Origin of the sequence: Exobacillus caeni (genome assembly GCF_005747095.1) — a bacterium.
In the GTDB taxonomy this organism is placed as follows: domain Bacteria; phylum Bacillota; class Bacilli; order Bacillales; family Guptibacillaceae; genus Exobacillus; species Exobacillus caeni.
Genome location: NZ_SWLG01000018.1, coordinates 59,229 through 71,393, shown reverse-complemented (window position 1 = coordinate 71,393; position 12,165 = coordinate 59,229). Strand labels below are relative to the sequence as shown.

Here is a 12,165-nt window from a genome sequence, read left to right as displayed (position 1 = left end):
TGAGTTGTTCCGACACAGCCTGCTTCGATAGCATAAGCTAGTAGAGGAAGGAACAGAGGGTGTCAGCACAGCATAAAATGATGGTCACCTATATAAACATGGCTCGATAGCTCAGTCGGTAGAGCAGAGGACTGAAAATCCTCGTGTCGGCGGTTCGATTCCGTCTCGAGCCACCACTCTTTTAATTGGAGGGGTAGCGAAGTGGCTAAACGCGGCGGACTGTAAATCCGCTCCCTCAGGGTTCGGCGGTTCGAATCCGTCCCCCTCCACCATGATGGCGGTTGTGGCGAAGTGGTTAACGCACCGGATTGTGGTTCCGGCATTCGTGGGTTCGATTCCCATCAGCCGCCCCATTTAAAGAAGCTAATATGAAAAGTTTTCAAGATGACCCATGTTGAAAACTCTAGATATAATTCAGTGGGCTATAGCCAAGCGGTAAGGCAACGGACTTTGACTCCGTCATGCGCTGGTTCGAATCCAGCTAGCCCAGCCATATGTGCGGAAGTAGTTCAGTGGTAGAACACCACCTTGCCAAGGTGGGGGTCGCGGGTTCGAATCCCGTCTTCCGCTCCAGATTAGGCGGCATAGCCAAGTGGTAAGGCACGGGTCTGCAAAACCCTTATCCCCCGGTTCGAATCCGGGTGCCGCCTCCAGACGCGCCGGTGTGGCGGAATTGGCAGACGCGCACGACTCAAAATCGTGTTCCTCACGGAGTGTCGGTTCGACCCCGACCACCGGTATTGAGTAATTTTTAATTTAATAGATGCGGGTGTAGTTTAGTGGTAAAACCTCAGCCTTCCAAGCTGATGTCGTGGGTTCGATTCCCATCACCCGCTCCATCAATATGGGCCTGTAGCTCAGCTGGTTAGAGCGCACGCCTGATAAGCGTGAGGTCGGTGGTTCGAGTCCACTCAGGCCCACCATATTGTTTGAGTTGGAGAAGTACCCAAGTGGCTGAAGGGGCGCCCCTGCTAAGGGTGTAGGTCGTGTAAGCGGCGCGAGGGTTCAAATCCCTCCTTCTCCGCCATGATTACTGTCATGGCCCGTTGGTCAAGTGGTTAAGACACCGCCCTTTCACGGCGGTAACACGGGTTCGAATCCCGTACGGGTCATTCTATCATGCGCTCTTAGCTCAGCTGGATAGAGCAACAGCCTTCTAAGCTGTGGGTCAGAGGTTCGAATCCTCTAGGGCGCGTAACTAAAGCAGGACGATCACAAATCGGTCGTCCTGCTTTTTTTGTTTCTCAAAAAGGAATACAAAAATCCTTTGGAGAATAGGAAATAGAATCACCTGATAGGAATGGGAGGATTATCTATGTTCCAAACAGTAGAAGGCTTTTTGAAAACATGGGAACACGAAGAAAAGGTAACTCAGCGAATTCTGGACACGCTTACAGACGAATCGCTTACACAGCGAATAACTTCCCTGGATCGTACGTTAGGTCGTATTGCTTGGCATTTAGTGACAAGCATGAAGGTACTCATGGGCCGTACTGGGCTGGATTTTATAGCGCCCCCAGAAACTGAGCATGTTCCACCTTCAGCAAAGGAGCTAGCAAAAAGCTACAGAGAAACCTGTCAAAACTTTGTACAGGCTATAAAAGAGCAATGGCAGGATGACACATTATCAATGAAAAGTGATATGTACGGAGAAGAGATGCCGAACAGTATCTTTTTAATGATTCTAATCCGACATCAAATCCATCATAGAGGGCAGATGACCGTTCTAATGCGACAGGCAGGTTTAAAAGTGCCAGGCATTTATGGTCCTTCCCGTGAAGAGTGGGCCGGCATGGGAATGGAAGCGCCGCTCGTTTAACAGTTGACAGGCAGACAAAATACATCCAAAGCAACTAATTCCGCTGGACATCCCGCCATCTGAATATGAACAAGCGCTTCTATATAAAGGGAATAGGGTAATTTGTTTCGCAAATCTTCCTCATGGACCATCCAGGGATTCGACGTGTTGCTGTCATATTCATCCTTTCCTTTATTACAACATATAGCACAAAAAAAGAATGCAAAAATGAAAAGCCGCCTCATGGGCGGCTTTTATCTAGATAGATTGTTGTTCTTTTCTTACCTGGCGAATAAAGAACAGTTCATAAATTACGGGAACGATAATCAGAGTTAATAATGTGGAAGAGGTTAATCCTCCGATTACAACAATCGCCAACCCTTTAGAAATTAACGTACCTGATGAGGTAGTCAGAGCCAACGGTATTAATGCAGCGATAGTCGCAAATGCAGTCATAAGAATTGGGCGGAGCCGTGTTTTTCCTGCTTCTATAAGGGATTCCCGGATAGTTAAACCTTTTTCTTCCCTGTTTTGCCCGATTCTGTCAACAAGCACAATAGCGTTTGTTGTAACGATACCGATCAACATCAGCAAGCCGATCATCGCACTGACTGATAAAGGTTCATCGGCTAAATAGAGGCCGACAAGAGAGCCGATCGGTACAAAGATAAGAGAAGAAAGGATAACGAAAGGAATTCTCGCTTTTCCAAATGTAATCAACATGGTCAAATATACAAGGCCGATTGCAACAAGCATCGCAAGGCCTAGATCCTGGAAGGTTTTCAGGGTTTCATCGCTTCCGCCCCCTCCTTCTAACGATACATTGTCAGGAAGGTCAACATCATCTTTAACGCCGTTTATCACATTGGTGGAAACTTCTCGAATATTATCACTATTGATTTGAGCAGAAACACGAGCAAAGATTTTACCGTCTAGCTTTTGAATCGCTGTTACGTTTTCAACCTGTTTTACTTCCGCAAGTTCTGAGAGGTTCACTGGCCCTTGCTTTGTAAATACTTTAGTATTCTTTAACTCACCGAGAGATTGAAGATCCTCATCATAAGTTAATTCGATGGTCTGTTCTTGCTCCCCAAGAACTAAAGGACCAACAGTAACAGGCTTCGTTTGGTCGGAGACAGTGCCGAGGATCTGAAATCCTGATACCCCAAGTTCAGCAGCTTTTTCTGGATTAATATCTACAATCCACTGTGTTTGTTTTTCTGATAAGTTGTTGCTCACATATTTTAAATCGCCTTGTTTTTGCATATAATCCTCTACTCGGTCTGCTGCATCCTGAAGAGCATCAAGATCGGTTGAATAGAGGTCAATATTAACATTGTTGTTTGTCGGAGGACCACCTGTTTGAAGTTCTTGAACCCCAAGAGTTGCACCTTCCGCATAGTTGTCGGCGATATCCTCCATATCACTTTCGATGGCTTCAATTGCCTTTTCTACATTTACTCCGTCTTTTAAGTTAATGAAATAGTTTGCCTGATTTTCACGTTTTAAACCGGTTCTGAAATCGCGGCTGCCGACACCGGTTGTTACTTCTTTAATAGAATCTTTATCAAGTAACATCTCTTCGATCTTTAACGATACATCATTGGTTTTTTCAATCGTTGTAGAAGATGGAAGCTCGATGCTTGCGACCAGCGTTTTTTGGTCTTCGTTCGGCAGGAAAGTAAAGCCAAGCGTCGGTACGATAGCAAACGAACCTGCAAGTAATAGGAACGATAAGATCATGACAAGCAGTTTATGCTTTAGCGATTTTTCGATAACGGATCCATACCAGCGTTGAAGTGAGCTTTCTTTTGATTCTTTTGGTACTTTTTTAAAAGAAAACTTAGCCAGAATCGGCACAATTGTTATTGCTACAATTAATGATGTTAACAGGGCAAAAACGATTGTTAAAGCAAACGGAAGGAAAAACTCTCCCGTTACACCGCCTACTAAACCAAGCGGTAAAAATACAACGACTGTTGTGATGGTAGAAGAGGTTATTGCCTTTAAAATTTCTTTTGTTGATTGCTTTACGATCTCATCATTTATCTGGCTGTCAGCTTTTCGAACACGCCTGAATATGTTTTCGATAACAACAATGCTGTCATCGACGACACGTCCAACAGCAACGGCCATTCCGCCGAGCGTCATAATATTTAACGTAATATCAAGCTGATTCAAGAAAATAACGGAAACAAGAAGCGATAAAGGGATGGAAATGATCGCAATAATGGTTGCCCTGAAGTTTCGTAAAAACAACAACACGGCAACTGAAGCGAACAGAGCTCCTAAAAGGCCTTCACGAACTAATGTTTCAACGGATTTCTTGATTCCTTCTGCTGAATCAAACCCAATCGCATAATCGATTTTATCCTGATAATCATTTAATATTTCAAGAGTTTTGTCGGCTACTTCAACTGTGTTGGCGTTTTGTTTTTTTGTAATGGCCATGGACAATGAATCTTTCAAATTATATCTCGTAAACTCTGGCTGGTCGCTGATTGGTTCTATTTCAGCAATATCATTTAAAGTAACAGACGGTGCTGCTTGTTGTGTTGAAACATCTGGTGCACTGGCAGGAGGCCCTCCCTGAGGACTGCCGTTTCCACTATTCTGCTGTGGGGCAGATGCAATAGGATTTACGGTAAGCGGAAGATTTTTCAAAGCATCTAATGAATCGATATCTTCTTCTACACGAACAGGTACCTGGATACTGTCTTCCGTGATAGAACCTGCTGGAAATGAGAGAAACTTATCATTGATTTGCTTTTTGACCTGGTCCAGGCTTAATCCGTAACGATTCGCCTTATCTTTATCGACTGAAATCTGGACAAGCTCTTCTTTGGCTCCTCCGACTGAAACACTGTTTATTCCCTGGATCTTATTTAACTCAGGTACAATCTCTTCTTCAACGATTGCTTCTAGATCGGTGTCTCCCTTAGGGAACAACGAAATATTGAAGATTGGAAAAGAACCAAAAGAAAAACGGTTCACCTTGGTAGAGACACTTTCAGGAAGTGAAGCTTCTTTAATATAAGTGTTTAACTGCTGCTCCACATCTTCCATATCCGTATTAAAGGGAAATTCAAGATTAAGAATAGCAATGCTTTCAAAAGAAGAAGTCTGTACTTTTTTAACCCCTTCTATAGATTCAAATTTGTCTTCCAGTTTTGATGTTACCTGTTCATTGACATCTTGAGGAGAAGCCCCCGGATAGACTACCTCCACAGAGATTTGTGGAAATTCGATATCTGGAAGCAAGTCTACTTTAAGATTAGTAAAAGAATAAAGTCCGCCAATGATCAATAAAAAGGCTAGAATAAAGACTGCGACCGGATTTTTCAAGCTGAATTTTGTTAAAAAGCCCAAGCAAAAGACCTCCTTTACATTTATGTGCATTATCACATATCATAAGTATATGGATGAATAGGAATAACATCAACTTTAAATGTGTTATTTTTATAATAAATTCTCTGTGATGAAGCAGATAGTTGAAGTTAGAAAGATTGTCACCTTATATGGTAAAATAAAAACTATTACTAATAAGGGACGATATAAAATGGCTTTACGATACGCATTATTAGGTCTGCTATCAAAAGAACCTTCTACAGGGTACGAACTTGCCCAGCGATTTAAAGAAACGATGACCCATTTTTGGACAGCCCACCATACCCAGATATATCGGGAGCTCGGTAAAATGGAAAAAGAGGAGCTTGTATCTTCAAAAATTATTCACCAGGAAGAGTATCCTGATAAAAAAATATATTCGATCGAATCAAAGGGATATGAGGACTTAATACAATGGCTTGCCAGGGATACAGTCGGTCAACCGAAATTAAAAGACGAACAGTTAATGAGAGTATCGCTGTTCCATTTAATTTCAAGTAAAGAGGCAATTACTTATTTGAATAAGACGAAGAAGCTGCATACGGATGGCCTCGCTTTTATGGAGCGGTGGAAAAGGTTGAATTTTCCGGATGAAAAAGTTCCAAAGCAAGAGCTAGGGGAATACCTTACACTTGAATATGGTATGAGATATATGAAAAATTGGATCGAATGGTGCGATTGGGCCATTGAAGTCTTAGAAAAGTTCGATGAAGAATAACAACAATAATGAGGGATTAAATTGGAAATACGTTTTACGGAAGAAGCCAAAACAAAACTAGAGGAACAAGTGAAGTGTTATCCAGGAACCGTTCTGGAACTTTATTATGATATTGACGATTGCGGATGTGTCGTTAATGGAGTCACTGAACTGCGGCTTGTAGAAAAAGCCGAAGAAACCGAAGGGGCCCTTCAAACCAATTATTTGCCGGTGTTTTTAGAAAAAAAATATCAAGTATTTTTTGATGATGAGATGACAATAGACTTTGTAAAGAAATACAGTTGCTTTCAGTTAAAAAGCCCTAATCAAATGTTGAATCCACGAATGCGTTTTATCAATAATGATCAGTCTGCTCTTCGCTGATTAGGAGGATCCACAGAAATGAACTTTTTGCTTTATTTTTTAATTTTCTTTGGTGCATATGTTATTATTACCTGGATCGTTGACCGGGTGAAAAAAACTCGTTTTGACAAAGTGAAATTGATTACCGGCGCAGTTCTTGCATTAATATACAGTGTTGTCATCACATTGGTCAAAGGTTGAGATACAACCAATCAGGCATCAGTTAAAACTGGTGCTTTTTTTATCCATCTTCTAAAAAAACAAAAAGCAAGAGGCGTTCATTTGCCTCTTGCTTTCTTTCTGGTCATTTTGTGTTTTGCTTTTCTCTTGATTGGGAGACCCTATAATATTTACTTTCGATCGGGCGTGATACATATTCCTTGATCCCGTCGACTGCCTCAAGCAGCTGATCCAGGTTTATGCCTGTTTGGATGCCCATTTGATGGAGCATATAAACCACATCTTCAGTGGCTACATTTCCTGTTGCACCGGGGGCAAACGGACAACCGCCAAGCCCTCCTGCTGAACTGTCGAAACGAGTGACACCTGCCTGCAAACAGGCAAAGATGTTCGCGAGTGCCATTCCCCGTGTGTCATGGAAATGTGCAGTTAGCAACACAGAAGGAAGCTCCTTTTTAAGAAGTGAAAACAGATTGTAAGAGTCTTTTGGATTTGCCATCCCGATAGTATCGGCAACACTCAGTTCGTCAACCCCTGATTCAACAAATTCCCTGCAGAGATCCAGTACATTTTTCGGATCAACCTTTCCTTCATAAGGGCAATAAAAGGCTGTAGAAATGCAGGTCCTTACAAAGAACCCGTTTTCTTTTAATTCTTTGATAATTGGAATTAGCTCCTCAAGGCTTTCTTTTGTTGTTTTATTGATGTTTTTTTTATTAAATGTTTCACTGACCCCAACAAATAGCGCAATGTTTTTACATTCCGTTTCCATTACCCTGTCTACCCCTTTACGGTTTGGCGCCAGGACATAATTGCGTGTTTCATCAAGGCAGTTTTCAATGATCTCACTAGCATCCTTCATCTGGGGAACCCATTTTGGGGAGACAAAGGAAGTCAACTCCATCTCCTGGATACCAGCTTTTTTCAATGATTTGATAAACGAAATTTTTGCTTCGGTCGGCACCTGGTTTGATTCATTCTGTAAGCCGTCACGAGGTCCTACTTCAATCAATGTAACTTTCTCTGGAAGATTCATATGACTTTACCTCCTGTGTATTGAAAGCGCTCTATTTACTATTTAATCAAACGCGCATAGAACACACAAGAAATTAATTGAATTTTTTTAATTCTTATGAGTTAGGAGGAAATCAGAGAACGGATTGAGAATATTGTAGAAGTAGCGGCTTTTTTGTACTTTCTAACATAATGGCTCTATTTGGAAACTTTTTGTTCTTTTGTGGCCAGGCTTCTTTTATACAAGCTTGACGAAGGTAGGGACACAACGAATCTATTCGCTACGCTCTTGTAAACCGATTATTAAACCTGGGGTTATTGGAAGGTCGCAGGTGCTTTCCTTCGTTGTTCCTTAAAACAATCTTTTATAGAGCCAATATAAAAAGGAGGAAACCATTATGTCACAGCAAGATGTAGTCATCGTTAGTGCAGTAAGAACACCAATTGGCTCCTTTGGCGGGGGTTTGAAAGATGTTTCTGCTCCTGAGCTTGGAGCATTAGTAATTAAATCGGCGCTTGAAAGAGCGGGAGTCAAAGGGGACCAGGTCGAGGAAGTAATCATGGGTAATGTCTTACAGGCGGGATTAGGGCAGAATCCTGCACGCCAGGCTGCGATGAAGGCAGGTTTGCCTGAAACCACTCCATCGATGACGATAAATAAAGTTTGCGGTTCAGGTTTGAAAGCGGTTCATTTAGCAGCACAGTCCATTCTTTTAGGAGATCAAGAGATTGTGGTAGCTGGCGGGATGGAAAATATGAGCCAGGCACCTTATCTTTTGGAAGGTGCTCGTGAAGGATACCGGATGGGCGATAAAAAAGTAGTGGACAGCATGATAAAAGACGGTCTCTGGTGTGCTTTCAATGATTATCATATGGGAATAACCGCTGAGAACCTTTGTGATTCATATAAGTTATCTCGTGAAGAGCTGGATAAATTTTCTGCGGAAAGCCAGAAGAAGGCTTCTGAAGCAATCGAAGCGGGGCGTTTTAAAGATGAAATAGTACCAGTTTCTATTCCACAGCGTAAAGGCGATCCGGTTATATTTGATCAGGATGAGTACGTAAAAGCAAATACTTCAGCTGAAAAACTTGGTAAACTTCGTCCAGCTTTCAAAAAGGATGGCATGGTAACAGCAGGAAATGCTTCTGGAATTAACGACGGAGCTGCAGCAGTTGTCTTAATGAGCAGGAAAAAGGCGGAAGAACTTGGAGTAAAACCTTTGGCGATTATTAAATCGAACGCAAGCGGCGGCGTCGATCCAAGTGTGATGGGATTAGGACCGGTACCTGCTACCAAAAAAGCGCTTGAGCGAGCAGGGGTTTCAATCAAGGATATAGATTTAATCGAGGCGAACGAAGCATTTGCAGCCCAGTCTTTGGCAGTAGGAAGAGACCTGGACTTTAATAACGATATTCTTAACGTTAACGGCGGTGCGATCGCACTCGGGCATCCGATCGGTGCAAGCGGCACAAGAATCCTTGTTACGCTGTTGCATGAACTGGAACGCCGAAACGGGAAATACGGGCTTGCAACACTTTGTATTGGCGGTGGACAGGGTGTAGCGACAATAGTAGAACGCCCTTAATGTAAGCGCTTTAAATTTAGTACATATTTCAAAGGAGTGAACAGAATGAAAGAAGTGTTGACGTCATTTGATGATGCCGTAAAAGACATTAAGGACGGTGCAACCATTCTTGTCGGAGGCTTTGGGTTAGTAGGGATTCCGGAAAATTTAATTATTGCACTAAAAAATACAGGTGTAAAAGATTTAACGGTTATTTCGAATAACTGTGGAGTGGATGACTGGGGACTCGGCCTCTTATTGAAAAATAAACAGATAAAAAAAATGGTCGGCTCTTATGTGGGTGAAAACAAGGAATTTGAACGTCAGGTACTGTCTGGAGAGCTTGAAGTTGAGCTGACTCCACAGGGAACTCTCGCAGAAAAAATCCGTGCCGGCGGTGCTGGTATTCCTGCGTTTTATACACCTGCTGGAGTTGGTACTCCCCTAGCAGAAGGAAGAGAAGTACGTAACTTTGACGGTAAGGATTATTTGCTTGAGAGGGGAATCACAGCAGACTTTAGTCTGGTCAGAGCTGCGAAAGCGGATACGATGGGGAACCTCGTTTTTAATAAAACCGCCAGAAACTTTAACCCGATGATTGCTGCTGCCGGAAAAGTAACGATCGCGGAAGTGGAAGAACTTGTTGATGCGGGAGAAATCGATCCGGATGAAGTGCATACACCGGGGATCTATGTCCAAAAGCTGATTGTTGGAGAGCAAGAAAAACGCATAGAACGTTTAACGACTCGATAGGAGGCGATAGAATGGCGATGACAAGAGAAGAAAAAGCAAAAGTTCGCGAAAAAATTGCTAGAAGAGCAGAAAAGGAAATTCAAGACGGATTTTACGTTAATCTAGGAATCGGAATGCCGACGCTTGTAGCAAACCATATTCCTGAGGATAAAACAGTAGTGCTGCAATCGGAAAACGGTCTTCTTGGAATAGGTCCGTACCCCGAGGAAAACAAAGTTGATCCGGATTTAATCAATGCAGGGAAAGAAACGGTTACGGCTATTAAAGGAGCTGCTTATTTTGACAGCGCAGAATCATTTGCCATGATCCGCGGAGGCCATATCGATGTTGCGATCCTTGGAGGTATGGAAGTTTCAAAAGATGGAGACCTTGCCAACTGGATGATTCCCGGAAAAATGATCAAAGGAATGGGCGGAGCGATGGACCTTGTGCACGGTGCGAAGCGCATTGTCGTTATCATGGACCATGTGAATAAAAACGGTGAGTCAAAGATTTTGGATTCCTGCAGTCTACCTTTGACAGGAGAAGGTGTGGTCGACCGTATCATTACCGATAGAGCGGTTATCGATGTGACAGAAGAAGGATTGAAATTAGTCGAGGTTGCCAGAGGGTTTACCGTTGAAGATATTAAGAATGACACAGAGCCAGAACTGATTGTAGATGAAGACGTTAAACTTGAAGCTTATTAAAGGATTGGACAGGGATAACATCCCTGTCTTTTTTTTCATTATTCAACAAAAGCGTATCTCGGCATGTCTTCTTTATCTGTGTTTATCATACTTATTTACTTTGGATATTTCCTTGATATAAGAAACCTGTTTATCAGAAAGCGAAGGGGAGTTCTGGGCAGATACGTTATCCAGGAGCTGTTCGACGCTGCTGGCACCCGGAATAACGGTTGCTACTGCAGGGTTGCTTAACGGGTACCGTAATGCTAATTGTGTTTTGGAAAACTCTTTGCTGGTCAACTCTGAGAGTTTGTTATTTAATTGTAGAATCTCTTCTTTCGAATAATCTAAAAATCCGTTATCTTTGATTTTCTCTTCCGCTCTTTCAGTCAGCATGCCTTTAGCGAGTGGGCCCCTTGCTATAACGCTTATGTCCTTTTTCTCCAGCAAAGGCAATATTTCTTCTTCCGGCCTTCGATCAAGAATACTGTACTGCATCATCACGCTCGAAATGTTAGACCGTTTAACATACTCACGGATCACGTTTGGCCGGATGCTTGAAATACCATAGTAACGGATAAGCCCCTCACTCTTTAGTTCTTCGAATGCTTCTATCGTTTCGTCGATAGGATCATCAATCGTCCCGCCATGCAGCTGGTATAGGTCGATATAATCCGTTTTTAAGCGCTGCAGGCTATCTTTAACAGCAGACTTGATATGCTTTTTTGAGGGATCCCAATGCCAGCTGTCCTTATTTTCGTTCCAGCTGTTACCGGCTTTTGTTGCAAGAATGATTTCTTCCCTTTTTCCTTTTAAGGCTTCGCCTAAAATTTGCTCATTTTCCCCAAAGTCATATAGATCGGCGGTATCAATGAAATTTACCCCCTGGTCAATTGCTTCATGAACAATACGGATCGCTTTGTATTTTTCATCGCCAAGGGACATGCTTCCAAGTCCGATTTCACTTACAAAAAGTTCTGAATTTCCAAGTCTGTTTTTTTTCATCCAATCCCTCCTGCATTTATGTAGTAACTTTATTTTATCGCTTTTACTTTTTTTAACCAAACATATGAATTGCTTAGAGAAAAATTCAGCAATAAGTGTCTTGTCACTTGTCTCGGCAATTGCTATAGTAGTATCAAAAAGGAGGGCTTTAATAGTGGCTAAGAATGCATTGTTGATTATTGATATGAGCAACGATTTTGTGCATAGTGAAGGAAGCCTTACAGCAGGGGAACCGGCACAGGCGATTGTAAAGCATATTATTGACTTAGCGGATGACTTTCTTTCCAGAGGTCAAGAAGTTGTGGTTTGCATGGATGCGCATGAGGAGAATGATACACACTTTGAATTGTGGCCGTCACATAACGTGAAGGGAACATGGGGACAGGAGCTATTCGGGGACCTTAAAGCATGGTTCGAACAACATAAAGGGGATGAAAATGTAAAATACATACCAAAACCTGAGTATGATGCCTTCTTTAACACAGACCTTGAATCACATTTAAAGGCAAAGAACGTGGAGAAAGTTCATTTAACAGGAGTATGTACGGACATATGCGACTTTTTAACAGCGTATGGCGCTTATGCCAGAGGCTTTAAAACGGTTGCTCATCAAAACGCAATGGCAACGTTTACTGAAAACCATGATGTTTTCTTAAACCATATGAAATCCGTTTTTAAGACAGAGATTGTCTAACAAATCAGCACAAAGCTGCCATAGTGCAGCTTTCTTTTTTT

The 12,165-nt window shown here is 42.4% G+C and carries 11 protein-coding genes and 12 tRNA genes; 20 read left to right on the top strand and 3 right to left on the bottom strand.

The annotated features are described in order from the left end of the window. Window positions 1-100: 100 nt before the first annotated feature. The 13 genes from FCL54_RS19565 (at window position 101) to FCL54_RS19505 (ending at window position 1,819) form a co-directional block, all read left to right on the top strand. Window positions 101-176: transfer RNA gene (locus tag FCL54_RS19565), tRNA-Phe, on the top strand. Window positions 177-187: 11 nt separating this feature from the next. Next, a tRNA-Tyr gene (locus FCL54_RS19560) sits at window positions 188-272 on the top strand. Between the two features lie 5 nt (window positions 273-277). Continuing rightward, window positions 278-353, top strand: a tRNA-His gene (locus FCL54_RS19555). A gap of 65 nt (window positions 354-418) precedes the next feature. Next, window positions 419-493, top strand: a tRNA-Gln gene (locus tag FCL54_RS19550). 5 nt (window positions 494-498) lie between these two features. Continuing rightward, window positions 499-573 (top strand) — tRNA-Gly (locus FCL54_RS19545). A gap of 5 nt (window positions 574-578) precedes the next feature. Further along, a tRNA-Cys gene (locus FCL54_RS19540) sits at window positions 579-653 on the top strand. Window positions 654-658: 5 nt separating this feature from the next. Beyond that, window positions 659-740, top strand: a tRNA-Leu gene (locus tag FCL54_RS19535). Between the two features lie 25 nt (window positions 741-765). Next, window positions 766-839 (top strand) — tRNA-Gly (locus FCL54_RS19530). 7 nt (window positions 840-846) lie between these two features. Then, window positions 847-923: transfer RNA gene (locus FCL54_RS19525), tRNA-Ile, on the top strand. Window positions 924-936: 13 nt separating this feature from the next. Next, window positions 937-1,027 (top strand) — tRNA-Ser (locus tag FCL54_RS19520). A 13-nt stretch (window positions 1,028-1,040) separates the two neighbouring features. Further along, window positions 1,041-1,112, top strand: a tRNA-Glu gene (locus tag FCL54_RS19515). Window positions 1,113-1,121: 9 nt separating this feature from the next. Then, window positions 1,122-1,195 (top strand) — tRNA-Arg (locus FCL54_RS19510). A 120-nt stretch (window positions 1,196-1,315) separates the two neighbouring features. Beyond that, window positions 1,316-1,819, top strand: a complete 504-nt coding sequence (locus FCL54_RS19505; protein WP_138128614.1) for a DinB family protein — start codon at window positions 1,316-1,318, stop codon at window positions 1,817-1,819. Window positions 1,820-2,056: 237 nt separating this feature from the next. Here FCL54_RS19505 and FCL54_RS19500 read toward each other — a convergent pair whose 3' ends face one another. Continuing rightward, window positions 2,057-5,167, bottom strand: coding sequence for an efflux RND transporter permease subunit (locus FCL54_RS19500; RefSeq protein ID WP_138128613.1), 3,111 nt, complete (start codon window positions 5,165-5,167; stop codon window positions 2,057-2,059). A gap of 190 nt (window positions 5,168-5,357) precedes the next feature. Here FCL54_RS19500 and FCL54_RS19495 point away from each other — a divergent pair, with 190 nt between their 5' ends. Genes FCL54_RS19495 through FCL54_RS24145 form a run of 3 tightly spaced genes read left to right on the top strand, consistent with a single transcriptional unit; the run spans window position 5,358 to window position 6,446 of the window. Further along, window positions 5,358-5,903: a PadR family transcriptional regulator gene (locus tag FCL54_RS19495; RefSeq protein ID WP_138128612.1), complete on the top strand. Its 546-nt coding sequence runs from the start codon at window positions 5,358-5,360 to the stop codon at window positions 5,901-5,903. A 21-nt stretch (window positions 5,904-5,924) separates the two neighbouring features. Beyond that, window positions 5,925-6,266: an iron-sulfur cluster biosynthesis family protein gene (locus tag FCL54_RS19490; RefSeq protein WP_138128611.1), complete on the top strand. Its 342-nt coding sequence runs from the start codon at window positions 5,925-5,927 to the stop codon at window positions 6,264-6,266. An 18-nt stretch (window positions 6,267-6,284) separates the two neighbouring features. Next, window positions 6,285-6,446: a hypothetical protein gene (locus tag FCL54_RS24145; RefSeq protein ID WP_171016935.1), complete on the top strand. Its 162-nt coding sequence runs from the start codon at window positions 6,285-6,287 to the stop codon at window positions 6,444-6,446. A gap of 103 nt (window positions 6,447-6,549) precedes the next feature. Here FCL54_RS24145 and FCL54_RS19485 read toward each other — a convergent pair whose 3' ends face one another. Then, window positions 6,550-7,461 (bottom strand): hydroxymethylglutaryl-CoA lyase, encoded by a 912-nt coding sequence (locus FCL54_RS19485; protein ID WP_138128610.1) that lies wholly within the window; start codon window positions 7,459-7,461, stop codon window positions 6,550-6,552. Window positions 7,462-7,837: 376 nt separating this feature from the next. Here FCL54_RS19485 and FCL54_RS19480 point away from each other — a divergent pair, with 376 nt between their 5' ends. The 3 genes from FCL54_RS19480 to FCL54_RS19470 are packed head-to-tail and all read left to right on the top strand — an operon-like array spanning window position 7,838 to window position 10,446. Then, complete coding sequence (locus tag FCL54_RS19480) at window positions 7,838-9,025, top strand: acetyl-CoA C-acetyltransferase (protein WP_138128609.1); 1,188 nt, start codon at window positions 7,838-7,840, stop codon at window positions 9,023-9,025. Between the two features lie 45 nt (window positions 9,026-9,070). After that, a complete protein-coding gene (locus FCL54_RS19475; RefSeq protein ID WP_138128608.1) occupies window positions 9,071-9,757 on the top strand; it encodes a CoA transferase subunit A in 687 nt (228 codons plus the stop codon). Window positions 9,758-9,768: 11 nt separating this feature from the next. Further along, window positions 9,769-10,446, top strand: a complete 678-nt coding sequence (locus FCL54_RS19470) for a CoA transferase subunit B (protein WP_246055352.1) — start codon at window positions 9,769-9,771, stop codon at window positions 10,444-10,446. Window positions 10,447-10,518: 72 nt separating this feature from the next. Here the strand turns inward: FCL54_RS19470 and FCL54_RS19465 are convergent, their stop codons facing one another. Further along, on the bottom strand, window positions 10,519-11,430 hold the full coding sequence (locus FCL54_RS19465; protein WP_138128607.1) for an aldo/keto reductase: 912 nt from the start codon (window positions 11,428-11,430) through the stop codon (window positions 10,519-10,521). Between the two features lie 154 nt (window positions 11,431-11,584). On the opposite strand from FCL54_RS19465, the gene FCL54_RS19460 reads away from it, so the two are divergent. Beyond that, window positions 11,585-12,124, top strand: coding sequence for a cysteine hydrolase family protein (locus FCL54_RS19460; RefSeq protein ID WP_246055351.1), 540 nt, complete (start codon window positions 11,585-11,587; stop codon window positions 12,122-12,124). The last annotated feature ends 41 nt before the right edge of the window (window positions 12,125-12,165 follow it).